The 25,578-nt window shown below is 62.8% G+C and carries 27 protein-coding genes; 15 read left to right on the top strand and 12 right to left on the bottom strand.

Annotated features, from left to right (window positions below):
- Positions 1-6: 6 nt before the first annotated feature.
- Positions 7-1,050, bottom strand: coding sequence for a heat-inducible transcriptional repressor HrcA (gene hrcA / locus GRI97_RS13505; RefSeq protein ID WP_161391782.1), 1,044 nt, complete (start codon positions 1,048-1,050; stop codon positions 7-9).
- Positions 1,051-1,116: 66 nt separating this feature from the next.
- On the opposite strand from hrcA, the gene rph reads away from it, so the two are divergent.
- Positions 1,117-1,833 carry a ribonuclease PH gene (rph, locus tag GRI97_RS13500; RefSeq protein WP_161391679.1) on the top strand — a complete coding sequence of 239 codons (717 nt, stop codon included), beginning with the start codon at positions 1,117-1,119 and terminating at the stop codon, positions 1,831-1,833.
- Positions 1,830-2,459 (top strand): RdgB/HAM1 family non-canonical purine NTP pyrophosphatase, encoded by a 630-nt coding sequence (gene rdgB, locus GRI97_RS13495; RefSeq protein ID WP_161391678.1) that lies wholly within the window; start codon positions 1,830-1,832, stop codon positions 2,457-2,459. The genes rph and rdgB overlap by 4 nt, the downstream gene beginning before the upstream one ends.
- Here rdgB and GRI97_RS13490 read toward each other — a convergent pair.
- On the bottom strand, positions 2,444-2,962 hold the full coding sequence (locus tag GRI97_RS13490) for a CAP domain-containing protein (protein ID WP_235917792.1): 519 nt from the start codon (positions 2,960-2,962) through the stop codon (positions 2,444-2,446). The two genes, rdgB and GRI97_RS13490, sit on opposite strands and share 16 nt — an antisense overlap.
- 76 nt (positions 2,963-3,038) lie before the next feature.
- Between GRI97_RS13490 and hemW the strand changes: the two genes are divergently transcribed.
- From hemW to GRI97_RS13475, 3 genes are read left to right on the top strand one after another with little or no spacing between them, the layout of a single operon-like run.
- Positions 3,039-4,190, top strand: a complete 1,152-nt coding sequence (gene hemW, locus GRI97_RS13485; RefSeq protein ID WP_161391677.1) for a radical SAM family heme chaperone HemW — start codon at positions 3,039-3,041, stop codon at positions 4,188-4,190.
- Complete coding sequence (locus GRI97_RS13480; RefSeq protein ID WP_161391676.1) at positions 4,187-5,104, top strand: tyrosine recombinase XerC; 918 nt, start codon at positions 4,187-4,189, stop codon at positions 5,102-5,104. The genes hemW and GRI97_RS13480 overlap by 4 nt, the downstream gene beginning before the upstream one ends.
- Positions 5,091-5,444 (top strand): iron chaperone, encoded by a 354-nt coding sequence (locus GRI97_RS13475; protein ID WP_161391675.1) that lies wholly within the window; start codon positions 5,091-5,093, stop codon positions 5,442-5,444. Before GRI97_RS13480 ends, GRI97_RS13475 begins: the two co-directional genes overlap by 14 nt.
- 12 nt (positions 5,445-5,456) lie before the next feature.
- Here GRI97_RS13475 and GRI97_RS13470 read toward each other — a convergent pair whose 3' ends face one another.
- From GRI97_RS13470 to rsmI, 4 genes are all read right to left on the bottom strand, one after another.
- On the bottom strand, positions 5,457-6,077 hold the full coding sequence (locus GRI97_RS13470) for a DedA family protein (protein ID WP_161391674.1): 621 nt from the start codon (positions 6,075-6,077) through the stop codon (positions 5,457-5,459).
- A gap of 68 nt (positions 6,078-6,145) precedes the next feature.
- Entirely contained in the window at positions 6,146-7,111 is a 966-nt protein-coding gene (gene gshB, locus GRI97_RS13465; RefSeq protein WP_161391673.1) for a glutathione synthase, read from the bottom strand.
- 10 nt (positions 7,112-7,121) lie between these two features.
- On the bottom strand, positions 7,122-7,472 hold the full coding sequence (locus GRI97_RS13460) for a YraN family protein (protein ID WP_161391672.1): 351 nt from the start codon (positions 7,470-7,472) through the stop codon (positions 7,122-7,124).
- Entirely contained in the window at positions 7,469-8,317 is an 849-nt protein-coding gene (gene rsmI, locus GRI97_RS13455; protein WP_161391671.1) for a 16S rRNA (cytidine(1402)-2'-O)-methyltransferase, read from the bottom strand. The genes GRI97_RS13460 and rsmI overlap by 4 nt, the downstream gene beginning before the upstream one ends.
- Positions 8,318-8,356: 39 nt before the next feature.
- On the opposite strand from rsmI, the gene GRI97_RS13450 reads away from it, so the two are divergent.
- From GRI97_RS13450 to GRI97_RS13435, 4 genes are all read left to right on the top strand, one after another.
- On the top strand, positions 8,357-9,517 hold the full coding sequence (locus GRI97_RS13450) for a penicillin-binding protein activator (protein WP_161391670.1): 1,161 nt from the start codon (positions 8,357-8,359) through the stop codon (positions 9,515-9,517).
- A 79-nt stretch (positions 9,518-9,596) separates the two neighbouring features.
- On the top strand, positions 9,597-11,573 hold the full coding sequence (gene parE / locus GRI97_RS13445) for a DNA topoisomerase IV subunit B (protein ID WP_161391669.1): 1,977 nt from the start codon (positions 9,597-9,599) through the stop codon (positions 11,571-11,573).
- 80 nt (positions 11,574-11,653) lie between these two features.
- On the top strand, positions 11,654-12,889 hold the full coding sequence (locus GRI97_RS13440; protein WP_161391668.1) for a serine hydrolase: 1,236 nt from the start codon (positions 11,654-11,656) through the stop codon (positions 12,887-12,889).
- Positions 12,876-13,730, top strand: coding sequence for a DUF817 domain-containing protein (locus GRI97_RS13435; RefSeq protein WP_161391667.1), 855 nt, complete (start codon positions 12,876-12,878; stop codon positions 13,728-13,730). Before GRI97_RS13440 ends, GRI97_RS13435 begins: the two co-directional genes overlap by 14 nt.
- 3 nt (positions 13,731-13,733) lie before the next feature.
- On the opposite strand, the gene GRI97_RS13430 is transcribed toward GRI97_RS13435, so the two are convergent.
- The 4 genes from GRI97_RS13430 to GRI97_RS13415 form a co-directional block, all read right to left on the bottom strand.
- Positions 13,734-13,982 carry a hypothetical protein gene (locus GRI97_RS13430; protein WP_202392733.1) on the bottom strand — a complete coding sequence of 83 codons (249 nt, stop codon included), beginning with the start codon at positions 13,980-13,982 and terminating at the stop codon, positions 13,734-13,736.
- A gap of 256 nt (positions 13,983-14,238) precedes the next feature.
- Entirely contained in the window at positions 14,239-15,147 is a 909-nt protein-coding gene (locus GRI97_RS13425) for a class I SAM-dependent methyltransferase (protein ID WP_235917791.1), read from the bottom strand.
- Positions 15,148-15,204: 57 nt separating this feature from the next.
- Positions 15,205-16,425 (bottom strand): exo-beta-N-acetylmuramidase NamZ family protein, encoded by a 1,221-nt coding sequence (locus tag GRI97_RS13420; RefSeq protein ID WP_161391664.1) that lies wholly within the window; start codon positions 16,423-16,425, stop codon positions 15,205-15,207.
- 35 nt (positions 16,426-16,460) lie between these two features.
- Positions 16,461-16,997: a DOMON-like domain-containing protein gene (locus GRI97_RS13415; RefSeq protein ID WP_161391663.1), complete on the bottom strand. Its 537-nt coding sequence runs from the start codon at positions 16,995-16,997 to the stop codon at positions 16,461-16,463.
- Between the two features lie 48 nt (positions 16,998-17,045).
- Here GRI97_RS13415 and tyrS point away from each other — a divergent pair, with 48 nt between their 5' ends.
- The 6 genes from tyrS to GRI97_RS13385 all read left to right on the top strand — a co-directional run bounded on the left by tyrS (position 17,046) and on the right by GRI97_RS13385 (position 23,169).
- The gene (gene tyrS / locus GRI97_RS13410) at positions 17,046-18,278 is read left to right on the top strand and encodes a tyrosine--tRNA ligase (RefSeq protein ID WP_161391662.1); all 1,233 of its coding nucleotides are present in this window, start codon (positions 17,046-17,048) and stop codon (positions 18,276-18,278) included.
- A gap of 88 nt (positions 18,279-18,366) precedes the next feature.
- Positions 18,367-18,708, top strand: coding sequence for a PilZ domain-containing protein (locus tag GRI97_RS13405; RefSeq protein ID WP_161391661.1), 342 nt, complete (start codon positions 18,367-18,369; stop codon positions 18,706-18,708).
- Positions 18,709-18,817: 109 nt separating this feature from the next.
- Positions 18,818-20,098 (top strand): MFS transporter, encoded by a 1,281-nt coding sequence (locus GRI97_RS13400; RefSeq protein WP_161391660.1) that lies wholly within the window; start codon positions 18,818-18,820, stop codon positions 20,096-20,098.
- The gene (cysK, locus tag GRI97_RS13395; RefSeq protein WP_161391659.1) at positions 20,095-21,015 is read left to right on the top strand and encodes a cysteine synthase A; all 921 of its coding nucleotides are present in this window, start codon (positions 20,095-20,097) and stop codon (positions 21,013-21,015) included. Before GRI97_RS13400 ends, cysK begins: the two co-directional genes overlap by 4 nt.
- A gap of 70 nt (positions 21,016-21,085) precedes the next feature.
- Positions 21,086-21,784: a dienelactone hydrolase family protein gene (locus GRI97_RS13390; protein WP_161391658.1), complete on the top strand. Its 699-nt coding sequence runs from the start codon at positions 21,086-21,088 to the stop codon at positions 21,782-21,784.
- Positions 21,785-21,936: 152 nt separating this feature from the next.
- Positions 21,937-23,169, top strand: a complete 1,233-nt coding sequence (locus tag GRI97_RS13385; protein WP_161391657.1) for an FAD-binding oxidoreductase — start codon at positions 21,937-21,939, stop codon at positions 23,167-23,169.
- Between the two features lie 31 nt (positions 23,170-23,200).
- Here the strand turns inward: GRI97_RS13385 and GRI97_RS13380 are convergent, their stop codons facing one another.
- Entirely contained in the window at positions 23,201-24,967 is a 1,767-nt protein-coding gene (locus GRI97_RS13380) for an acyl-CoA dehydrogenase C-terminal domain-containing protein (RefSeq protein ID WP_161391656.1), read from the bottom strand.
- Positions 24,968-24,992: 25 nt separating this feature from the next.
- On the bottom strand, positions 24,993-25,364 hold the full coding sequence (gene hisI, locus GRI97_RS13375) for a phosphoribosyl-AMP cyclohydrolase (RefSeq protein ID WP_161391655.1): 372 nt from the start codon (positions 25,362-25,364) through the stop codon (positions 24,993-24,995).
- Positions 25,365-25,578: the final 214 nt, after the last annotated feature.

The raw sequence follows: 25,578 nt of genomic DNA, 5'->3' as shown, positions 1-25,578 counted from the left end.
GTCAGTTCAACCTATCAGTTTGCCCAGCGAACGGGCGGTGAAATCCACCATGGGCACGACGCGCGCGTAATTCAACCGGGTCGGCCCGATCACGCCCAGCACGCCCACCACCTTGCCCTCGCGATCGCGATAGGGGGATGCAATCACCGAAGATCCGGACAGTGCGAAAAGGCGGTTTTCGCTGCCGATGAAAATCCGCGTGGCTTCTGCCTCACGCGCCGATTCCAGCAGTTCGGCCACCGATTGCTTGTCTTCCAGATCATCGATCAGCGATCGCACCCGTTCGATATCGCCCAGCGCGGCCTCATCCAGCAGATTGGCCTGCCCGCGTACGATCAGCACCGGCCGGCGCGCGGCATCGGTCGACCAGACGGCCAGTCCCCGTTCGACCAGATCGCGGCTGGCATTGTCGATCATCGCCCTGCCGGATGCGATTTCCACCTCGATCACGCGCGATGCTTCGGCCAGGGTGCGACCGGCCAGACGCGCGGTGATGTAATTGGTCGCCTGCTGCATGGCCGATTGCGCGGTGCCCGGCGGCAGTTCCAGCAGGCGGTTCTCCACCGATCCGTCTTCGCCCACCAGCACCACCAGCGCGCGTTGGGCATCGAGCGGGACGATACTCATTTGTGCCAGGCGCGGCTCGCGCCGGGGCACCATGACCACGCCGGCTGCCGCACTCAGATCGGACAGCAGCGTGCTGGTTGCGGCAAGCGCTTGCTCGACCGGGCCGGGCCCAGCCAGCCGCTGTTCGATGGCGGCACGCTCCTGCGCGGTGGGCTCTGCAACCTGCATCATCCCGTCGACGAACAGCCGCAGGCCGATTTCGGTTGGCATGCGCCCGGCACTGGTGTGCGGCGCTGCCAGCAGGCCCAGCAGTTCCAGCTCCGCCAGCACGGACCGAATCGATGCCGGGGACAAATTGATGTCGCGCGATGCGGCCAGCGCCTTCGACCCCACCGGCTGCCCGCTGGCGAGGTAATCCTCCACCACATGGCGGAAGATCGAACGGGTGCGTTCGGATAATTCGTGAACCGGCGGGGAAACCATGACAGCCACCTATCTAGGCGCTAGGGCGCGTTCAGAAAAGAACTGCCTCACATACGGAGCCTCTCTATGCGTCCTTCCGGTCGCGCGCCTGATGAAATGCGCGCCATCACCATCGAAACCGGTTTCACCAAGCATGCCGAAGGGTCGTGCCTGGTCGGTTTTGGTGACACCCGCGTGCTGGTGACCGCCAGCATCGAAGAACGCGTGCCACCGTTCCTGCGCGGCAAGGGCCAGGGTTGGGTCACCGGCGAATATTCCATGCTGCCCCGCGCAACGCATACCCGCGGCAGCCGTGAAGCGGCCAAGGGCAAGCAGAGCGGCCGCACGCAGGAAATCCAGCGTCTGATCGGCCGCTCACTGCGCGCCGTGGTCGATCTGGAAAAGCTCGGCGAACGTCAGATCGTGCTCGATTGCGATGTGATCCAGGCCGATGGCGGCACCCGCACCGCCTCGATCTCCGGTGCCTGGGTCGCGCTGCGCCTGGCCGTCAACGGCCTCCTCAAATCCGGCGCGCTGACGCAGGATCCGATCGTGTCGCGCGTGGCTGCCGTCAGCTGCGGCATCTGCAATGGCGTGCCGGTGCTGGACCTCGATTACATCGAAGACAGCAATGCCGATGCGGATGCCAACTTCGTGCTGCTGGACGGCGGCAAGATTGCCGAAGTGCAGGCCACCGCCGAAGGCGCGACCTATGATGAAGAGGCGCTGCTGCGCCTGCTGCGTCTGGCCCGGATCGGCTGCGACCGCATTTTCGCGGCGCAGGATGCGGCGATCGGCGCATGACCCGCGCGATCGGCGCCGGGAAGCTGGTGATTGCCACGCATAACGCCGGCAAACTGAAGGAGATCAGCGCCCTGCTGGCGCCCTTTGGCGTCGATTGCATTTCCGCTGGTGCTCTGGGTCTGCCAGAGCCGGCGGAAACCGGCGCCAGCTTTGTCGCCAATGCGCTGATCAAGGCGCATGCAGCAGCGCAGGCCTCCGGGCTGGTAGCGCTGGCGGATGACAGCGGCCTTTCAGTCGCGGCGCTCGATGGCCGCCCTGGGGTCTACACGGCCGACTGGGCCGGACGGCAGTGGTTCGAAGGGGAACCCGGCCGTGACTGGTTCATGGCCATGGGCAAGGTCGAAGGGATGCTGCAGGCAAAGGGCGCTGACACTCCGCGCAATGCCAGCTTCCATTGCGTGCTCGCCCTTGCCTGGCCTGACGGTGAAGAGGCCGTCTATGAAGGCCAGGTGGCCGGAAATCTGACCTGGCCGCCACGCGGCGCATTGGGCTTCGGCTATGATCCGGTCTTCGTGCCGCAGGGCCGCGATCAGACCTTCGCTGAAATCGATCCTTCGGAAAAACACAGCATCAGCCATCGCGCCGATGCCTTTGCCAGGCTGGTGGCCGATCAGTTCGGAAACTGATCCACGCTTGTCTCAGTAGGGTTGGCTGCCGATCCTGTTTCCGGCCGGCCAGTACCGGCATACGAGCAGATCGGCTGCGCCGTGCGCGCCACGGCGCAGCCGATCTGCTGCGTGTCGCGCCAGACGATCTGCGTATAATGGCCAACATCCTGCCAGTTCCCGGTGGCCGAGACATTGGGGAAGCTGCCATGCCGATAATGTCGCTTTTCGGCGATGAAGGCGCTGACCATCCGTTCGGTCGAAAAATATCCCGGCGAGCCCATCCACAGGTTTTCGCCCGCATCGCTGCGCTCGGCCGCACTCGCGTGCCGCAACACGCCATCGCGGGCCAATTGCTCCGCCCATAGTCCTGCCTGGCCGGCGAGTTGTGCATTCCAGGTCAGCGCCGGCACACCTGTACCGACCCGCTCGCTGTTGTGGGCCTGCAAGATCACATCGACATCGCTGGGCGCGGCCTGGCCATGGGCGGCCACGCCCGCTCCACCCAGGGCGAGAATCGCCATGATCGTGCCAACAAGTTTCACGGGATACATCCGCCAGTCCTTGACAAATCCGGGTTAACAATCGTTTGACCCGGACATGGCCCGCGCGCTCTATATCCACTGGCCTTTCTGTCTGAAGAAATGCCCCTATTGCGATTTCAACTCGCATGTCCGCGACGGCGTCGACACGGGCCGCTGGCAGGCGGCGCTGATTGCCGACATGCGGCACGAAGCTGCGCTGGCCGGTGGGGAACCACTGCATTCGATTTTCTTCGGTGGCGGCACCCCCTCGCTGATGCCACCGTCGCTGGTCGCCGCGCTGCTGGCGGAGGCGGAACGGCTATGGGGTTTTGCCCCCGACATAGAGATCACGCTGGAAGCCAACCCGTCTTCGGTGGAGGCGGCAAAGTTCGCCTCGCTCGCCCTCGCCGGGGTCAACCGCGTCTCCCTTGGCCTGCAGGCGCTCGATGATGCGAGCCTGCAATTTCTCGGACGGCTGCATGATGCGGCAGAGGGGCTGGCCGCGCTGGAGGTGGCACAGCGCCATTTCGCTCGAGTCAGTTTCGATCTGATCTATGCCCGCCCGGGGCAGCAGGCCGACGCGTGGGAGGCTGAACTCAGGGGCGCACTGGCTTATGGCACCGGGCATCTCTCGCTCTACCAATTGACCATAGAGCCCAACACCCGCTTCGCCACGGATGTCCGCCAGGGCAGCTTCACGCCGCTGGACGATGATCCGGCGGCCGACCTCTTTACCCTGACCCGGCAGATCACGGCAGAGGCGGGCATTCCCGCCTATGAGATCAGCAATCATGCCCGGCCGGGTCAGGAAAGCCGGCATAATCGCACCTATTGGCGATATCAGGATTATTGCGGCATCGGCCCGGGCGCCCATGGCCGGCGCGGCGGATCGGCCACGCTGCGGCATCGCAAGCCGGAAAACTGGATCGAAGCCGTCGAACGCAACGGCCACGGCCTGCGCGAAGAACGCAGCCTGCCTGCCACCGAACAAGCATCCGAAGCCCTCTTGATGGGCCTGCGGCTGAACGAGGGGGTAGACCTCGCCAGCTTCGAACGCCGCTTCGGCCTGTCGCGCCTGCAAATGATCGATAGCCGCAAACGCGATCTGCATCAGCAGCTCGGACTGGTGTGGGTCGATGGCGCCCGCATCGGGATCACGGCAGAAGGCATGCCCTTGCTCGATGCCCTGCTCGCCGATCTGGTCTGCGAAAATCTGGTCTCGGCATGACAGGCGACCGCGCAGAAATGCTGCGGGCCTGGCATGATCATCTGACGAAGGATCGGCGCCGTTCACCACATACCGTGCGTGCCTATGGCGATGCGGCGGCGCGGCTGCTTGATTACGTGCAAATGCGCGATTGGGCGGCGGTGGGGCGCGTTGATGCGCAGGCCACGCGTGGATATCTGGCCGCCCGTCGCAGCGAAGGCCTTGGCAATGTGTCCGCCGCGCGCGAACTTTCCGCCGTCAAAGCCTTCATCTCTTTTGCCCGCACCAGGGCCGGCCTGACCGACACCGCCCCGCCCCGCCTGCGCGGCCCCCGCATCAAGAAAGGCCTCCCCCGCCCGCTGACTCCCGACGATGCCGTCAACGTCGCCGACGCCGTCGAACAGAGCGCTGCGACCGTCTGGATAGGCCTGCGCGACCGTGCCGTGCTGCTGTTGATGTATGGTGCCGGGCTGCGAATTGCGGAAGCTTTATCCTTGAAAGCAAGCAATATTCCCTTGGCCGACCGACTGGTAGTCACCGGCAAGGGCGGCAAGCAGCGGGTGGTGCCGATCCTGCCCGTGGTACGCGATGCGGTCAGCGAATACGTCACCTCCTGCCCCTGGCCGCTTCCCGCAAACGAACCGCTGTTCCGCGGTGCCAAGGGCGGTCCGCTGTCGCAGGGCATGGTGCAGAAAGCCATGGCGGCCGCCCGCCAATGGCTCGGCCTGCCCGACACCGCCACACCCCACGCCCTGCGCCACAGCTTCGCCACCCACCTCCTCGGCGCCGGCGCCGATCTCCGCAGCCTCCAGGAACTGCTCGGCCACGCCAGCCTTGCCTCGACCCAGATCTATACCAAGGTAGACGCCGCGACCCTGCTGACCAGCTATCGCGCTGCGCATCCGAGGGAGAAAGAAGTCGATGAAAATCAATAGTCACGGTAAGTATATTGATGCTGCGCCAGAGCAGTTTCGTGACCTGCTGCGTCGATTGCGCGCTCAATTGGCTCTGGCCCTGCCCGACGCCACAGAGGTGATCAAATACGATATGCCGGGGTTCGAGATCGAGGGAACCATCGTCGCGGGTTACGCCGCTTTCAGCAAGCAATGCGGCCTCTATGTCGATCCCGGCGCCATCGCAGATCACGCGGATGAAATCGCCCGTCTGAAACTGAAGGCGAGCAAGACCGGGGTAACCTTTTCGGTCAAAAACCCCGTCAGCGATGAACTGATTGCCAGGCTGGCGACCGCCTCGCGCGACAAGAAAGGCGTTTAAGAACAGAGCTCCTCAATCCTTGCCCCGGTCATCGCGTTGCCGTGGCTGCCAGGTTGCGACGCGCCAGATGTACCAGGCGACCATGGCGACAACCGAAATGCCGATCGCCCAATTGGCCACATATTCATAACGCGCGATCAACGGAGCCAGGCGGCGGCCGCCTTCGATCAGGATGGCGTTCCAGATCGCCGCACCGCAAAAGGTGAAGCTCAGGAACCGCCAGACCGACATATGCGCCAGCCCTGCGGGAAGCGACACCATCGTGCGCAGGAATGGGGAAAAGCGGAGGCCGAAAACCACCCATTGGCCGTACCGGCGGAAAAAACCGGCAGCGCGTTCAATGTCTTCGAACTCCAGCGTCAGCCAGCGGCCATAGCGGGTAACAAAGGGCTCGAGCCGCTGATAGCCGCATTTGTGGCCTACCCAATACCAGAAGTAGTTGCCGGCCGTGGTGCCCACCGTGCCGGCAATCATCAGCGGCCAGAATTGCATTTCTCCACGCGCCAGCAGCACCCCGCCTACGCCCATGATCACTTCGGACGGGATCGGCGGGATGATGTTTTCCAGGGCCATGAGCAGGGCGATCCCCAGATAGCCGCCCCGGGCGATGGCTTCGATGACAAGATTCTGCATTGCAAGGATAACGCCCGAACCAGCAGGAAGTTCGCGGGTGGATACAACATCCATCCGGTCCCACTGGATCAGCTGCCGCAGTCAGCCTTCTGGCGCGCCTCGATCGCATCCCAGATCAACGCGCCGGTGTCGGTGCCGTTGAACAGGTCGATGGCCACGATGCCGGTGGGCGAGGTCACGTTGATTTCGGTCAGCCATTTGCCGCCGATCACATCTATGCCGACAAACACCAGCCCGCGCCGTTTCAATTCCGGCGCCAGCGCGGCGCAGATTTCTTCCTCCCGCGCGGTGAGGCCGGCGGCTTCCGCATAACCGCCCACGGCCAGGTTGGAACGGAACTCGCCCTGCCCCGGCTTGCGATTGATCGCTCCCGCGAATTCACCATCGACCAAGACGATCCGCTTGTCCCCTTCCGACACTTCGGGAAGAAAAGGTTGAATCATATGCGGTTCGGGCCAGGTCTGGTTGAAGACTTCGAACAGTGCGGCGAGATTGGTGCCATCGGCTTCCACGCGAAAAATCGCCTTTCCGCCATTGCCATGCAACGGTTTGACCACCACCGACCCATGGATGGCCTGGAACGCCCGCGCCTCTTCTACACGCCGCGTCACCAGCGTCGGTGGCATGAAGCGCGCATAATCGAGCACGAACATCTTTTCCGGCGCGTTGATCACTTCGCGCGGATCGTTGATGACCAGCGTTTCACCGCGTAGTCGATCAAGCAGCAGAGCAGCGCTGATATAACCAAGGTCGAAGGGCGGATCCTGCCGCATCAGCACAACATCGATATCGCTGCCCAGGTCAATCCGCACGGATTCGCCCTGCCATTCGAAATGGTCACCTTCGACGCGGCGCACCGTAACCGGGCGCGCGAAAGCCGTAATGCGTCCTGCTTCCCAGCTGAGAGAACGGACATCGTACTGCCACAGCGCATGGCCGCGTGCCTGAGCCGCCAGCATCAGGGCAAAGCTGGAATCGCCGGCAATCTTGATGGTTTCCAGCGGGTCCATCTGGACCGCAACACGCAATGTCATTCCCGTTCCCTTATGGCTGCCAGGCGTTGATGATGTGGCGCGGCCAGTGCCCTGGCGCAAGCAGCAGCACATCAATTCGCAGATCATCCCCAGCAGAAACAAACCGCGGCGCGACACTTTCGGCAGCAGCTGCCACGCGGCGCAGGCGGAAACTGTCGATGGCGGCATCCCGATCGGCCTCACGTCGGCGCCATTTCACCTCGACAAAGGCAACCGTTTGGCCTCGACGCACGACCAGATCGATTTCACCGCGCGCCGTTTTTACCCGCTGGGCCAGGATACGCCAGCCATGCAGCCGCAACCACCATGCCGCCAACCACTCCCCGCGCCGCCCGCGTTGTTCCGCGCGAGCCCGAGTCACGCGCCGCGCAGTTCCAACGCCCGGGCGTATAATGTCCGTCGATCGAGTCCGGTGGCCTTGGCCACGCTGCCGGCGGCTTGTGACGGTTTTTCGTGTTCCAGCGCAGCGATCAGTAAAGCATCCGCGTCCCGCGAATCGATCGGTCCGGACACAGGAGGGCCGACCAGCAGCACGATTTCGCCTTTCGGCGGATGCGCATCGTAATGCGCGCGCAATTCGGCCGGGCTGCCACTGCGGCATTCTTCATACAATTTGGTCAGTTCGCGTGCCACGGCGACATCGCGGCCAGGCAGCACATCCTCGATCGCAGCCAGCGATCGATCGAGCCGGGGCGCCGTTTCGAAGAAGATCAGCGTGCTGCGCACCGGGCCCAGTTCTTCCAGCACAGCACGGCGTGCCATATCCTTTTGCGGCAGGAAGCCGGCGAAAAGGAAGCGGTCGCTCGGCAGGCCTGACAGCGTCATGGCCATGACCGGTGCGCTGGGCCCCGGGAGGCTGGTGACGGTGATTCCCCGTTCGCGCGCCGCACGAACCAGGCGATAGCCGGGATCGGACACGATCGGTGTGCCAGCATCGCTCACCAGCACCACCGCACCTTCCGTCATGGCGTCGATCAGGCGGTCACGATCAACGTCAGCGCTGTGATCATCGTATCGCCACAGCGGCTTGGATATTTCCAGATGACGCAACAGCTTGTGTGTCACGCGTGTGTCTTCACACGCAATCACATTGCATCGAGACAGCACATCGATTGCACGACGGGTTATGTCGCCGAGATTGCCAATCGGCGTCGCGACAATGTAGAGGCCTGGGGCAAGAGGCAGGTTTTCGGGGGCTTCGCTCACACCAAGCCTTGTGGACCAGACACGACGGGAGCGGCAAGCATGTTCGGATCAATCAGGCGCAAAGCCGCCGCCGTTTTGCTGACAATAGGCCTCGCAGCCTGTCAGGTGGTGCCCGATGGTGGCCGCCCTGGCCCGACGACTCCGGAACCGACCAAACCGGTCGAACCCAGCGATACGGCGTTGCCGACAGATACTGCACGCCACCGGATCGCGCTGCTGGTACCGCTGTCGGGCGAGAATGCCGAAGTCGGGCGCTCCATCGCAAATGCCACCACCATGGCTCTCCTCGACACCAATGCCGAAAACCTCCGCATTACGACCTATGACACTGCTGCTGGGGTCGGATCTGCCACCTCCAGCGCAATCGCTGACGGCAACAAGCTGATCCTGGGGCCGCTGATGGCCAGCGAAGTGACATCGGTGCTGGCGCAAGCGCGACCGGCTAATGTTCCGCTGATCACCTTTTCCAACGACACGTCGGTGGCGCAGCCCGACGTGTTCGTGATGGGCCATGTGCCCGAGCAGTCGATCGAACGTTCGATCGAATATGTCGCCATGCAAGGTGTACGGCGCTTCGCGGCGCTGGTTCCGAATGGCGATTACGGCGACCGGACAGCCAACGCGCTAGAAGGCGCGGTCATGAGCATCCAGGGTACTCTGATTGCCGTCGAACGCTATGATCGCAACAACACCTCCGTCGTGAGCGCGGCCAATCGGCTGAAGGCACGCGGAGGCTATGATGCAGTGCTGATTGCCGATGGCGCCAACCACACGATCCGCGCCGCCGGCGCGCTGAAGAAGCCGGCTGATACGGTTCCGGTGATTCTGGGGACCGAGCTGCTGAATGGTGATGCCACCGTGGCCGCTTCGCCCGCGATGCGCGGTGCGCTGTTTTCTGCCGTATCGGACAATCGTTACCGCCAGTTCGTGACCAGCTATCGCACCCGGTTCGGCGAACAGCCGCACCGGATCGCCACGCTGGGATATGATTCCGTGCTGCTGACCCTGCGGATTGCCCGCGAATGGCAGACGGGCACCACTCTGCCGGTTCGCCGCATGCTCGCGCCTGAAGGCTTCCTGGGCATCGACGGGCCGTTCCGTTTCCTGCGCAGCGGTATTGCCGAACGCGCGATGGAGGTGCGCCGGGTTGGCAATGGTGCGATCAGCGTGGTGGATGGGGCACCGACGCAGTTCGATTGATCTCACCTTGGGCGATCTCGGCGGATAAACGCCGCCGGATCGCTTGAATCTGCCGGGCACCGCCGCCTATAGCTGCACGATGTCCGATGATCTGTTCGACAAGCTGCCGGCTGGCGATGGCGACTATGATGCTTCCGCCATCGAGGTCCTCGAAGGGCTGGAGCCGGTCCGCCGGCGTCCGGGCATGTATATCGGCGGCACGGACGAGCGGGCGTACCATCATCTGGCCGCCGAAGTGCTCGACAATTCCATGGACGAGGCCGTGGCCGGCCATGCCAGCCGGATCGAAGTGATCCTGGATGAAGGCAACCGCCTGACCATCATAGACAATGGCCGCGGCATGCCTATCGATGAACATCCCAAGTTTCCCGGCAAATCCACGCTGGAGGTGATCCTCACCACCCTGCATTCAGGCGGCAAGTTTTCCGGTAAGGCCTATGCCACCAGCGGCGGGTTGCACGGTGTGGGCGTCAGCGTGGTCAACGCCCTGTCCGTCAGCACCCGGGTGGAAGTGGCGCGCAACAAGGAAGTGTTTGCGCAGGAGTTCTCGCAAGGCGTGCCGCTCGGCCCGATTGCGCGGATTGGCGCAGCGCCGAACCGGCGGGGAACCAGCGTCAGCTTCATTCCCGATCCCGAAATCTTCGGTGATCGCAGCTTCAAGCCCGCACGCCTGTTTCGCCTCGCCCGGTCCAAGGCCTATCTTTACGCCGGTGTCGAGATTCGCTGGAAATGCGCCCCGTCGCTAGCGACGGAGGATGTGCCCCAGGAAGCGGTGTTCCAGTTCCCCGGCGGACTGGCCGATCATCTGCGCGAACAGGTGGCCGACCGCGAATGCGTGACCAGCGACTTCTTCGCCGGCAAGCAGGATTTCCCCGACGAACAGGGCCGTGTGGAATGGGCGGTGGCCTGGCCGTTGTGGTCCGACGGCGCCACCAGTTGGTACTGCAACACCGTGCCGACGCCCGATGGCGGAACGCATGAACAGGGCCTGCGTGCAGCGCTGGCCAAGGGCATTCGCGCATTTGGCGAATTGACCGGGCAAAAGAAGGCCAAGGATATTTCCGCTGACGACATCGTCACCGGATCGGAAATCATGCTGTCGGTCTTCATCCGCGAACCGCAATTCCAGAGCCAGACCAAGGACCGCCTGACCAGCCCCGAAGCCGCGCGGTTGGTGGAAAATGCGGTGCGCGATCACTTCGACCACTTTCTGACCGACAATATGGAGCGCGGCCGCGCCCTGCTCGGATCGGTGATGGAGCGGATGGACGAGCGCCTGCGCCGCAAGGCCGAACGCGAGGTCAAACGCAAGACCGCCACCAATGCCAAGAAGCTGCGCCTGCCGGGCAAGTTGACCGATTGCTCGGGCGAGGGAAATGGCGAGACCGAGCTGTTCATCGTCGAAGGTGACAGCGCCGGTGGCAGCGCCAAACAGGCGCGCGACCGCAAGACCCAGGCGATCCTGCCGATCCGCGGCAAGATCCTGAATGTCGCCAGCGCAACGGCGGACAAGATTCGCGCCAACAGCGAAATTGCCGATCTGGGCCTGGCGCTGGGCTGCGGTACCCGCAAGGATTGCGACCCCGATCAACTGCGATATGATCGCGTGATCATCATGACCGATGCCGATGTCGATGGCGCGCATATTGCCACGCTGCTGATGACATTTTTCTTCCAGGAAATGGCGGAGCTGGTGAAGCGCGAACATCTGTTCCTGGCGCAGCCGCCGCTCTATCGCCTCGTCGCCGGCAAAGAGAGCCGCTATGCCCGCGACGATGCCCATCGCGCGGAGCTGGAGGCGACAGTATTCAAGGGCCGCAAGGTCGAGGTATCGCGCTTCAAGGGCCTGGGCGAAATGAACCCGCAGGAATTGCGCGAAACCACGATGAACCCGGCCACGCGCCGGCTGACGCGGATCACCCTGCCCGCCGAACATGAGAAGCGGTTTGCGGTGAAGGAACTGGTCGATCAGCTGATGGGGCGCAATCCGGAACACCGGTTCAATTTTATCCAGAACCGCGCCGGCGAAGTGGATCGCGATCTGATCGACGCCTGACGCGACGGATAGCTGCCATGTTGCATCGGATCGGCACAGCGATAGCGGCGTTGGCAGCCGCCACACTACCCGGGATAGCCATGGCACAAAGCGAAGAGGCGCGGATCCGTCAGCGGGCAGAGGATATTCTCGCCGTGCTGCAACAACGCAAACCGGCCGAGGATGTTTTCACCCCCGATTTCGTCACGGCGATCACCCCGGCCCAGCTGCGCGTTTTTGCCGAACAGATGGAAGCGGGCGCCGGTCGGCTGCAGGCCGTTGAACGGGCCGAAGCCGATGGCGGACCGGGAGCGGCAAAGATCGTTCTTCGGTTTGAAAAGGCCCTGGGCAATGGCATGTTCCAGCTGGAAAGCCAGGCACCATACCGGGTTGCCGGTTTCCGGATCACGGAATTCACGCCGCAGAACGACAGCTTGGTCGCCGTCACGGCCGAACTGCACGCCCTGCCCGGCGATGTCGGGGTGTATTTCGGACCGATGAACGGGGGACGCCCCTTGCTGGCGATCCAGGATAAGCAGCCTTTTGCCGTGGGATCGACATTCAAGCTGTATGTCCTTTCCGCGCTGGTCCGGTCGATCGCCGAAGGACGACATCGTTGGGATGAGGTGGTGCCGCTGGATCACAAATCGCTGCCGAGCGGGATGATCCAGGACTGGCCCGATGGCGCACCAATGACACTTCATACATTGGCTACGTTGATGATTTCGATCAGCGACAACAGCGCCACCGATCAGTTGATCCATCTGCTCGGGCGTGAGGCGGTTGAGGCCGAGGTGGCCCGGTCAGGCAGTGCCCATGCGGCAGCCAATCGCCCCTTCATGACAACGCGGGACATGTTCGCGCTGAAGGCCGGATCGGACGGCAGGCTGGCGGCCTATGGTGCAGCAGGCGAAGCGGAGCGGCGCGGCATGCTGGCGAAGATCGCGGATGAGCCGCTTTCCACCGATGCGATCGAGCGGGCCTTTGCCAATGGGCCACGGGCCTTGAATGTCGAATGGTTTGCCTCGGCCCGCGATGTTGCGGCGATTTTCGGCCAGCTGATCGACCAGAACGATGCCACGGCGCTGGCCATTCTGGCGGTTAATCCCGGGATGACGCCGCTGCCGGGCGATCGTTGGAACTATATCGGGTACAAGGGCGGATCGGAGCCCGGCGTGCTGAATCTCAGCTGGTTGCTGCGCGACAAGGGCGGAGCCTGGTGGACGCTGTCTGCCAGCTGGAACAATCCCGCCGCAGGGCTGGATCAGCCGGTGTTCGAACAGCTGGCCCGCCGGTTGATGCTGCTCCAGAACGGCGCGGCAGATGGCGCCCGCTGAGCGGAACGAACATACCCGGTTTGCGGCGATCCGTGCGCGACTGGAAGGCTTTGCGCCGCCGCCCGGCCCGGCCAGCTGGATCTATGAATTCGCCCTGTTCGGTTTCAAGCAGGGTTGGGCCTGCCTGTTTGGCGGGTTGATGCTGGCGCTGCTGATCGGCACCCATCTGTTTTATCCCGAAGATGTTACGCTGGCGCGTTATGATTTCCTGACCCTGGCGGCGCTGACCATCCAGATCGGCATGATCGCCCTGCGGCTGGAAACCTGGGAAGAGGTGAAGGTCATCCTGGTGTTCCATGTAGTGGGCACGGTGATGGAACTGTTCAAAACCAGCGCCGGATCATGGATCTACCCCGAGGCATCGCTGCTGCGGATCGCGGACGTGCCGCTGTTTTCCGGTTTCATGTATGCAGCGGTGGGTAGCTATATCGCCCGCATCTGGCGCATTTTTGATTTCCGCTTCGAACCCTATCCGCCGAAATGGTGGACTGTGCTGCTGGCGGCGGCGATCTATATCAATTTCTTCGCCCATCACTGGTTGCCCGACATCCGCTATCTGTTGTTTGCGGTGATGGGACTGCTGTTCTGGCGCACGCGGATCTATTTCACCGTATGGCGCGAACGGCGGTGGATGCCGCTGCTGCTGGGATGGTTTCTGGTGGCGCTGTTTATCTGGTTTGCCGAAAATCTCGGCACCTTCGCCCGCGGCTGGACCTATCCCGATCAGGAAGAAGGCTGGGCAATGGTATCGCCGGCCAAGCTCGGTGCCTGGTATTTGCTGATGTATATTTCATTCGTGCTGGTGGCTGCGGTGCATCGACCCCAGCCACCAACCCGCTGAGCATTATTCGTAGATGCGCCAGCTCGATTCGGTGCACACATTGTAACGATTGCGGATCGTTTCGCTTTCGTCGTCAAACACGGCCTTGAAATCGAAATAGCAATAGCAGGTGCCGTCATCGAAATTGACAGTAACCTTGCCGCCTGGCTGAACGACATCGTCGCCCAGCACGTCTTCCTGCCAGTCATCTTCACCGACATTGGACCCGTACAGGTACATGATAGTGAAGCTGGTATCGTTAATGATTGTCACGCGGCGATCTTTTCCATCATTGCATGCCGCCATGGCCGGCGTTGCAACAAAGAAAGCAGCCAGAACGGACGCGGCGACAGAAATCTTTTTCAAGTTCATGAAATGCCCCCCGGAAACGAATCCGCGAAATTACGGAAACGTCCTCATACGCCTGCCCAAATCCGCCAACAAGCAGATCTATTGGCAATTGAGGGCCGCGTAACTTGATGACCCCAAGTTACGCGTAGGAACAGTTGCTGCGCAGCAAAACTCCGTCTTAGCCCGGGACACGTGCCGCCAGGTAGAGCCAGTCACCCTTCCCGATCCACGGCCCGACGATTGAAGTAGGCGCAAACAGCACGGCATAGGGCAGCAGCTTGCGGCTGATCTTCCAATTGGCCGGCGTGCCAAAGCTGTAGCCGAGATGGATGCGGGTCTGATCCGCACGGGTCACCTGATAGCCTGCATTTTCCGTCATGGCCGACAGCGTCTTGGTCGAAAACTGATAGAGGTGATGCGGCGGTTCGGGATGCGGCCAATAATCCAATCGATTGGCCAACAGATAGGATAGCCGAGGAAACAGCCCATCGATATTGGGCGTAGATTGCAACAGCAGCCCGCCCGGCTTCAACAGGCGCTTGATCGCCACCAGCTCTGCTTGCGGATCGGTCAGGTGTTCGATCACATCGAACAGGGTGATCACATCGAAGCTGCCATCTGTGTAACCAGCATCACGCCAGTCACCTGGATGAACATTCAGTCCGAAGTGTTGCCGCGCAAAGGCGGCAGTATCAGGCGAGAGTTCCGCGCCATAGACATCAAAACCTTCCTTGCGTGCTTCATCGAGGAAGAGCCCGCTGGAACAGCCTATGTCGAGCAGCTTCAGCCCCTTGGGCTGGAAAATGCTGCGGCGCAGGAAGCTGATATGCTGCTGGGCAATGCCGCGCATGCGGGTGAAGGCAGGATCAGCCGGATCGAGCAGCTCACGGTGATAATCCGCCTCTGCCGTATAGAAGCCGGTCACCTCTGCGGCGCTGGGCGGATTGCCGACGAACACCAGTTCGCACCCACGACAACGCACAAGGTCGTAGCCGAATTTGCGGAACAAATGTTCGCGTTCATGCGAACCGCACAGATTGCAGGCAGTCGTAGCGCCCACGGTTTCGATCCTGAGTTCCTGGCCCATGGATCCCGGGTATCAGCTGCGCCCGAAGAAGATGTTAACGAGGGGCCCCGGAATGGCTCATCCCTGCGGATAAAGCAGCAGCGGTGCAATCTGCGCCCGCCAGTTCGCTTCATCAGCGGCCGCGATACGATCCAGATCGGCCGGCAGGGCATCGGGATTGTCGACCCATTCGCGCAGAGCTGGCCCGCCGTTGATCACATCGATCGCCAGGCGAGCAAATTCATACTCATACGGGAAATCGCGCCAGATCGGATAATCGGGATAGAGCCGCCGGATCGCCTTGAAGGCGAGCGCCTGCAGCCGCCAGGGCTGGAAGGCTGCGTGATCGTAAAACGCTCCTTCCGCGTGGATCATCAACCCGTGGCACAGCAGACCGGCATGCTTGTGGAAGGTCGGGCTGAACCAGCAGTCACGAATGGCACAACCTTCCAGCCATTGCGGAGCGAAGGCCCGCATGTCTGCCAGCACGGCCAGGGCGTCGATATCGGGCGCGCCGAACAGCACCTCCAGCGGGCGGGTGGTGCCGCGCCCTTCGCTGAGCGTGGTACCTTCCAGCATGACAGTGCCTGCATAGGCGCGCGCCATGTTGAGATTGGCGGCATTGGGGCTGGGGTTGATCCAGATCCGGCTGGACGGCCAGCCGTGCCCTGCCCCCACCCCTTCGCCTGCGGCAGGATCCCAGCCTTCCATCGTCACCACGCGGTAATCGACATCCAGCCCGAAGTGGTGGATGAACCAGTGGCCCATTTCGCCCATGGTCAGCCCATGGCGCATCGGCATCGGTCCGGCCCCGACAAAGCTTTCCTGACCCGGCAGCAGCAGCGTGCCTTCCACCGGGCGGCCGGCAGGATTGGGGCGATCGAGCACCCAAACACTCTTGCCCTGCTGCGCCGCCTCTTCGAGCAGATAGAGCAGCGTGGTGCAGAAGGTGTAGATGCGGCAGCCAAGATCCTGCAGATCGAACAGGAAGACATCGGCGCTGGCCATCATGTCTGCCGTCGGCCGGCGCACTTCGCCATAAAGGCTGAAGACCGGGATATTGTAGTGCGGATCGATCTCGTCCGCCGTTTCGACCATGTTGTCCTGCTTGTCGCCCTTCAACCCATGCTGCGGACCGAAGGCGGATGTTACCTGCACCCCGGCAGCGATCAGCGCGTCCAGCGAGTGGGTGAGATCGGCCGTTACCGAGGCAGGGTGGGCGATCAGGGCCACGCGCCGGCCGGCGAGTTCCGCCTGTAGACCCCGTTCTTCCAGCAGGCGGTCGATTCCGAATTTCATGCGTGGTCTTTCATTATGCAGGCGTGCGTCCAGTATCAGGCGGGTGGCGCAAGCTGGGCAGCGAAGCAAGCCGGGTCGTGGAAATCGGGTTCGGCCTGCGGGTGCTGCAGCGCCCAATAGGACTTCACCCCACCCCGTTCCTCCATCACGGCGCACAGGCCCATCGCGGATATGCCGGATGGAACCGCCGCCATCGGAATGGCCGCATCGAAAATGGCGAAGCTGCTGCCCAGGCGCATCGAGCATTGCGGTTCACGCGGCGCCGGCCTTTCACGCAGGCCCGCGCGGTAGCCATCCAGATCGTAGATGTTCCAGCGTTCCGAAGGCGACAGGTTGAATTCGCAATAGCCGCCACCGCCTTCCGGGCGGAGGAAGAGTTCGAAACAGGTCGTCTGCCACAGGCCATCGGCCCGCCCCTTGCCGCCAAAGGGTGGCACGACCAGGCGATCGCTGCCTTCAATGCGCCAGCGCACCCGCAGCCAATCGGCATCGGCGCCGATAATCCGCGCTTCGATCGTTTTTATCGCCGCCGGCGGAAAGCCGGGATGCGACTGCAGCTGATACGTTTGCATGTTGTCCCTTGCATGCTACGCGCCCCCCCTCCAAGCAGAGAGAGCGCCATGAGCCAGTACCAGTCCGACCTCCTCCGCCTGCTCGACGAGCGGGGCTATATCCATCAGCTGACCGATGCCGAAGGGCTCGATACGCTGGCTGGCAAGGAGATCGTGCCCGGCTATATCGGCTTCGATCCGACCGCGCCATCGCTGCATGTCGGCCATCTGGTTTCGATCATGATGCTGCGCCAGCTGCAGCGTGCGGGCCACAAGCCGATCGTCATCATGGGCGGCGGCACGGGCAAGATCGGCGATCCCAGTTTCAAGGATGAAGCACGCAAGCTGCTGACCACCGATGTGATCGCGGACAATGTCGCTTCCATCCGCCGCGTCTTCGAACGTTTCCTGACGTTTGGCGACGGGCCCAGCGATGCTGTGATGATCGACAATGCCGAATGGCTCGACAAGCTGGAATACATCCCGTTCCTGCGCGACATCGGGCAGCATTTTTCGATCAACCGGATGCTCAGCTTCGATTCGGTGAAGATGCGGCTCGATCGCGAACAGTCGCTCAGCTTCCTTGAATTCAACTACATGATTCTCCAGGCCTATGACTTCCTGGAACTGTCCCGCCGCGTGAGGTGCCGCCTGCAGATGGGCGGATCGGACCAGTGGGGCAATATCGTCAACGGCGTGGAACTGGCCCGCCGGGTCGATGGCACACAGGTGTTCGGCCTGACCACCCCGCTGCTGACCAATGCCGATGGCACCAAGATGGGCAAGACCGTTGGCGGCGCTGTGTGGCTGAACGAAGATCAGTTGCCGGGCTATGATTACTGGCAGTTCTGGCGCAACACCGCCGATGCCGATGTCTATGACCGGCTGCGCCTGTTCACCGATCTGCCGATGGATGAAGTTCGCCGTCTGGCCGCGCTGCAGGGCGCAGACATCAACGAAGCGAAGATCATCCTGGCCAATGAAGCGACGGCGCTGTGCCGGGGCGCCGATGCGGCAACGGCTGCGGCAGCAACCGCTGTGGCGACCTTTGCCGGCGGCACATTGGGTGGCGATCTGCCGGTGCTGGAGGTTGCAGCCGACGGTATCCGCCTGGCTGCGGCATGTGCGGACATCGGCTTTGCCGCGTCCAATGGCGAAGCCAAGCGCAAGATTGCCGAAGGCGCGGTGCGCATCGATGATCAGACGCAGGAAGATCCCGGATATCTGATCCAGCTGGCCCCCGGAGCCGAGGCAAAGCTGAGCCTGGGCAAAAAAAAGCACGGCATTCTCAGAGGGATCTGATCATTCGGGTTCCTTTGATCCTTTACCCTTTGTCCAGCATTGCATGCCATAAGGTCTGCTCTCGATGGCAAAGGAAGGACAGAATCGAATGGCGGGCGGCGCCCAGCTCTCGGTAACGGACTTGCGCCAGTCGGCGCGGCATCCGCTGGATCTGTCCGTGATTGCGGAGCACCGCAATCGCGGCGATATCCCTTTGCATATCGCCAATATTTCGGCGCATGGCTTCATGCTGGACCGATCGCCCCCGCTCGAACGCGGGGACCGGGTGATGTTCCGCCTGCCCATCGTGGGGCGGATCGAATCCTATTGCATGTGGGTATCGGGTGAACGCGCCGGCATGCAGTTCGAACGGGTCATCCGGCTGGATGATTTCAACGCGCTGATTCGCGAATTGAAGCCCGCCCCGCGCGTGCGGCATCGCGGCGCCTGAGCCTGGCGGCTGAATGCTGCCTGCCTGCCGAATCGCTGCAAACCGCCGCTTTACCCACTGACATTTCTGGCCACTTGGCAGCCGCATCTGCGCCTGCCATGGCGCGCTGGTGACTGAACTCAAATCACCGCTGCAGATCGCGGAATATCGCCGCTTCTGGGCCGCCCGCTTTCTTGCCGTATTCGCCACCATCGCGATGGTGGTGCTGGTCGGTTACCAGACATATGATGTAGCGCGCGCCGATTACGGCATGGACCGTTCCACAGCCGCCTTCATGCTGGGCCTGCTGGGGCTGGCGCAATTCGTGCCGCTGTTCATCCTGACACCCGTGGCAGGCATGGTCGCCGACCGGTTCGACCGGCGCCGCGTAGTGCTGTTCGCCAACAGCGTGGATTGTCTGATCGCGCTGGCGCTCGCGCTGGCGACGCTGTTCGATGTGCTGACCCTGCCATTGCTGTTCACGCTGGCGGCTGCCCATGGCGGCGCACGGGTGTTCAATGGCCCGGCGCTGTCGGCCATTGCCCCCAATATCGTGCCCCCTGCCCTGTTGCCCAAGGCGATCGCGCTGGGATCGATCGCCTGGCAGGGCGGATCAGTCGTGGGCCCGGCGGTGGGTGGTTTCCTGTTCGGAATGGACGCATCGCTGCCCTATTTCGTTTCCGCAGGTTTGCTGCTGGCATCCGGCGTTCTGGTTTCCACCCTGCCCCCCATTCGCGCACGGCATGAAGGGCCACAGATCGCGCCGCTGCAGCAGATCACCGAAGGGTTCCAGTTCGTCTGGAAGGAACGTTTCTTGCTGGGTTGCATCACGCTGGATCTGTTTGCCGTGATGCTGGGCGGTGCGACGGCGATGCTGCCGGTATTTGCCCGCGATATTCTGCATGTCGGCCCCGAAGGACTGGGCATCATGCGCGGGGCGCCGGCGATCGGTGCCGCGCTGGTGGCCTTCTGGCTTTCCTGGCGTCCGATCGAAAACAGTGTCGGGGTCAAGATGCTGTGGGCGGTTGTTGCCTTCGGCGCGGCGACCATCGCCTTTGCCGTATCGCGCAATTTCCTGCTATCCCTGGCCCTGCTGGGCGTGCTGGGCGCGGCCGACATGATTTCCGTCTTCATCCGCCAGTCACTGGTGCAACTCAACACGCCCGACACCAAACGTGGCCGGGTATCCGCCATTTCAGGCCTGGCCATCTCTGCATCGAACGAACTGGGCGAATTGCGCGCCGGTCTGTTTGCCGGGATCATGGGCGTGACGGCGGCGGTTGCCATCGGCGGCGTCGGTGCGATAGTCGTTACCGCTCTTTGGGCCTGGATCTTTCCTGAGCTGCGTAAAGCAAGGACCTTCGCCCCGAAGTACCTGCACGAGGAAACTGAAAAGGAATCCGCGCCATGAAGGCAGAAAACGTCCTCCAAACCATCGGCGGAACCCCGCATATCCGCCTGTCGCGCCTGTTTCCCGACCATGAGGTCTGGATCAAGAGCGAACGATCCAACCCAGGCGGATCGATCAAGGATCGCATCGCGCTGGCCATGGTCGAAGATGCCGAAGCCCGTGGCGCGCTGAAGCCGGGTGGCACCATCATCGAACCGACCAGCGGCAACACCGGCATTGGCCTGGCCATGGTGGCTGCGGTCAAAGGATACCGGCTGATTCTGGTGATGCCCGAATCGATGTCCGTCGAACGGCGGCGGCTGATGCTGGCCTATGGCGCCAGCTTTGACCTGACCCCGAAGGAAAAGGGCATGAAGGGCGCGCTGGAACGTGCCGCAGAGCTGGTGGCCGACACGCCCGGCGCCTGGATGCCGCAGCAGTTCGAAAATCCGGCAAATGTGGCCGTTCACGCCCGCACGACGGCACAGGAAATCCTGAGCGATTTCGCCGATGCCCCGCCGCAGTTGCTGATCACCGGGGTCGGCACCGGCGGACACCTGACCGCCACCGCCGAAGTGCTGAAAGCGGCCTGGCCGGAACTGCGCGCCTATGCTGTCGAACCGACCCTGTCGCCGGTGATTTCGGGCGGCCAGCCCGGGCCGCACCCGATCCAGGGCATTGGCGCCGGCTTCATTCCGGGCAATCTGCACACCCAGGCGATCGACGGCGCAATCCAGGTCGATCCGGAAGATGCCAAGGAAATGGCCCGTCGCAGCGCGCGTGAAGAAGGCCTGCTGGTGGGTATTTCCAGCGGCGCGACGCTGGCCGCCATTCGCGAAAAGCTGACCGGTGCAGAGCCGGGCACGCGCGTGATCGGGTTCAATTACGACACCGGTGAACGCTATCTGTCGGTGCCGGATTTCCTGCCCGCTGAGTAAGCTGATCAGCCCGGATGTGCCCCGACCCCCGGGCGCATCCGGGCATGTCTTTCCACCCAAGGACATCCGCATGACTTTCGAAACGATCGCCTATCAGGATGGGGATGTGGCGCTGTCCGGCCTGCTGGCCCGACCCGCGGGCACGCCGCGCGCAGCCGTGCTGGTGTTTCCCACCATCATGAACAGCACGCCGGCAGTGGAAGCCAAGGCCAGCAAGCTGGCAGAGGCGGGGTATCTGGCGCTGGTAGCCGATTTCTATGGTCGCACACCGCGCGATTTTGAAGATTCCCGCAGCGCGGCGGCAGAAATTCGCCCCGACCCGGCGACCTATCGCAAGCGTTTGCGCGCGGCTGTGCGGGCGTTGGTCAGCCAGCCCGAAGCTGCCGGCCTCCCGCTGGCGGCCATCGGTTTCTGCATGGGTGGGCAGGCCGTGCTGGAACTGGCGCGCGAGGGTGCACCCTTTGTTGCGGTCGCCAGCTTTCACGGATTGCTGAACACCGATCTGCCGGCTGAACCTGGGCAGATCACCGCCCGCCTGCTGATCTGCCATGGCGATGCGGACCCGATGGTGCCGCGCAGCCAGGTGATCGCATTCTGGGAAGAAATGGACGCAGCCGGGGCGGACTGGCATTTCCATTCCTACAGCGGAGTGAAGCACGGCTTCACCAATCCCGCGCCCACGGAAAACCCGGCGACCCGCTATGATGCCAGCGCAGACCGGCAGAGCTGGGCCGCGATGCTGGAACTGTTTGAAGAGGTATTCGCTTAACCGGGCATATGCTCGCACAGCCCCTGCCCGATTTTTCTCGCCTGTATCCTCATGTCTCGGCCATCGCGGTGCGCGGTTCACCATCTTATGACCACGCTCGTCAGCGGGTGACTTGGAACAGCCGCCTCACGCGGGCAAGAGAGCCAGCGGCGGTGATCCGTTGCCAATCGGCAGACCAGGTCGGCGCCACTCTCCGCTTTGCCAGTGAACAGAGCCTGGGTGTGTCGCTGCGTGGCAGCGGGCACAGTTACATCGCCGCTCCTTTGCAGAACCACACCCTGCTGATTGATCTGGGCGGCATGAATGACATCACGGTCAACCGACAGGCGCAGCGTGCGGTGGCAGGGCCAGGCGTGCGCGGCGGCCGATTGCTGCCAGCACTTGCCCATCACGGGTTGGCCTTTCCGATCGGTCATTGCGAAGATGTGGCTCTGGGCGGCTATCTGCTGGCCGGGGGATTGGGCTGGAACAGCGGTGCCTGGGGCCCAGCCTGTCTGCATGTCGAGGCGGCCGATGTCGTGCTGGCGGATGGGCGCTTGTTGCACGTAACCGAACACGAACATCCGGAGATTTTGTGGGCGGTCAGAGGGGCCGGTTGCGCCTTCTTCGCGGTGGTGGTCGCCTATCACCTGCGGCTCGAGCCAATGCCCGCGCATGTTCATGTCTGGAGCGGCACATTCTGCCTGTCCGCCGCATCGCAGGTGGCGCCTTGGCTCGATCAGGCCATTGCTGCGGCGCCTCCCGGTCTGGAACTGACCTGCATGATCGGGCCGGATTTCGAAACCGGGAAGCCCGCCATCAGTCTGCGCGCCATCGGGATTGCGGACACAGCCGAATACGCGCGAGCCACCGTCGCCGACTTTATTGTGCCACCCGCAGACGCGAGTATGATCCATGCCGGCAAACAGCATCGAAGTCATTTCATGGATTTGCCGCGCCTGTCTGTTATGCCGAGCAACAAACGCGTGGCCGCAGACCAATGCTGGAGCGACCATCCGCTAGGTGATCTCCTGCTGGCCGTGTGCGATCTGGCCGCTGTTCCCGACGCCCCATCATCCATCAATCTGGTGGTTCAGGGCGGGCATGGGCGGATACCGCGCATGCCTGATCCGGGCACGGCCGCGCTGAGCGTGGGTGGCGGCGTTTCCGCCGGCATCTATGCGATGTGGGACGACGAAAGGGACGATGCGCGGCATTGCGAATGGGTGCAGCGCGCCGATGTTGCCCTGGCCCCTTTCGCGTGCGGCCGATATGTCGGTGAGGCAGATCTGCACGCCGCGCCCGACCGCCTGCGAGAATGCTTCAACACGGCCGCCTGGGAGCGATTGTCAGACCTGCGCGCGACTTATGACCCGGTTGGTCTGATCCGCGGACTGGCGGAGTGAGAGGGCGATATCGCCCTCTCCCCAATTTGCGTCAGTCGCGGCGAAATGCCTCTGCATCGATCGCCATCAGCGTTTCCCCGCCCGCTTCCACCCGGCGACGCAGCACGAGTGTTTCGGGCAACGTGCGCAGGGCGTAATTGCGAGCCGTCACTAGCTTCGCGGCGTGGAACGGATGGGCGGCGTCGCTATGGGCGACCATCGAGATCCGCAGCCACATCCAGCCAATGGCAACGATGCCGGTCATTTGCAGATAAGCATAGGCGCCCGCGCCCATGGCTTCCGGATCGCTCTTCGCTGCGGATATCAGCCACTTGCCCGCTTCACGCATTTCCGCGACCGATTCAGCCAGAGGGGCAGTGATGAAGCGCAGTTCGGCATCCGCTGCATCGCAATCGGCGGTGATCATCGACAGGAATCGTTCCGCCACCTGCCCGCCATCGCGGGCCAGCTTGCGGCCAACCAGATCAAGCGCCTGAACGCCATTGGCGCCTTCATAGAGCATGGCCACCCGGGCATCGCGCACGATCTGTTCCACACCCCATTCGGCAATATAGCCATGGCCGCCGAACAGCTGCTGCATGGCAACGGCGGTTTCGAAGCCGCGATCGGTGCCATAGGCCTTGAGCACCGGGGTCAGGAAACCGACCAGTTCATCGGCAAGGCGGCGGGCATCGGCATCGGCCGCCCCATGCGACAGATCGATCTGCAGCGCCGTCCACAGGATCAGCGCACGGAAGCCTTCGGTAAAGCCGCGCGCATCCATCAGCAGGCGACGGACATCGGGATGGACAATGATCGGATCGGCCACGGCAGCGGCATCCGGGCGGGCGCCCATGGCGCGGCCCTGACGCCGATCGAGCGCATAGGCGACCGCGTTCTGATAGGCGAGTTCTGCCTGGGCCAGGCCCTGATTGCCGCAGGAAAGCCGCGCAGCGTTCATCATGATGAACATGGCGGCCAGCCCATTGTTTTCTTCACCCAACAGCCACCCCTGCGCATCGTCGAAATTCATCACGCAGGTGGCGCTGCCGCGTACGCCCATCTTGTGTTCGATCGCGCCGCAGGTGGCGGCATTGCGCGTGCCATCGGGCAGGATCTTGGGCACCAGGAACAGCGAGATACCCCGCGATCCGGCAGGGGCATCGGGCAGCTTGGCCAGCACCAGGTGGACGATATTTTCGGTCAGATCCTGCTCACCGCCGGAACAGAAGATCTTTTCGCCATTGATGGTGAAGCTGCCATCGCCGCGCGGTTCTGCCCGGGTGCGGATCATGCCGAGATCGGTGCCGGCCTGCGCCTCTGTCAAAGCCATGGTGCCCAGCCATTCGCCCGACACCAGTTTCGGCAGATAAAGTTCCTTCAGTTCATCACTGCCTGTGCTGGCCAGCGCGGCCACCGCACCATGGGTGAGGCCGGGGTACATGTTGAAGGCATGGCAGGAGGAATTGAGATATTCTTCCACCACGGTCGCCAGAATATGCGGCAGCCCCTGACCGCCGAGTTCTTCGGGCATGGCGAGCGTGCCCCAGCCCGATTCAACATAGCTGGCATAGGCTTCGGGATAGCCGGCCGGAGTAGACACGCTGCCGTCTGCGTGACGCGTGCACCCGGTATGATCCCCCGCTGCGTTGAGCGGGAAGATGATATCTGCGCAGAACCGCCCGGCCTCGTCGATGATGGTATCGATCAGATCCTCGTCCACAGCGGCGAAGGAAGGAACGTCCGCCAGTTGATGGATGTTCAGAACCTTTTTGAGGATGAAAGCGGTTTCGCGAGCGGGGGGCGTGTAGACTGGCATGATGACCTGCGCCTAGCGGGCGAATTCAATCGATGCGAGTCAGCTCTTCACCTTCCAGGCGCCGATAAAAACAATTCGCCGCGCCCGTGTGGCATGCCGGCCCCGCCGGCTCCACCTGCAGCACCAGCGCATCCTGATCGCAATCGACCAGAATGGCCTCAACCCTCAGCACATGGCCGGATGTTTCCCCCTTCATCCACAGCCGTCCACGGCTGCGCGAATGGAAATGCGCCAGCCCGGTTTCACGGGTGCGCGCCAAAGCCTCTGCATCCATGAAGGCGACCATCAGGATGGCGCCACTGCGCGAATCCTGTGCGATCGCGGTGATCAGGCCGGTCGTGTCGAATTTGGGGAGGAATTGGTTGCCCTCTTCCCGCTGCTTCCTTTCACTCGTCATGGGCAAATCGTCTGATCCTGTCATATGAAACCACCAATCGTATGCGCCGATACCATTTTGTTGCACGATAACCACATATTTGCCGCAAAATCCTTGCTGCAGCGCGATGCCGCTTTGTCAAACAGCGGAAGAATGGAATGAATGCCTCAGCAGCTTTGACGGGTTGCCACCACGACCGGATAGCGCCGTAACGCGCCAAGGAATTGGGGAGCAC

Source organism: Croceibacterium xixiisoli, assembly GCF_009827305.1.
In the GTDB taxonomy this organism is placed as follows: Bacteria; Pseudomonadota; Alphaproteobacteria; order Sphingomonadales; family Sphingomonadaceae; genus Croceibacterium_C; species Croceibacterium_C xixiisoli.
This window is presented reverse-complemented; position numbering and strand designations above follow the sequence as displayed.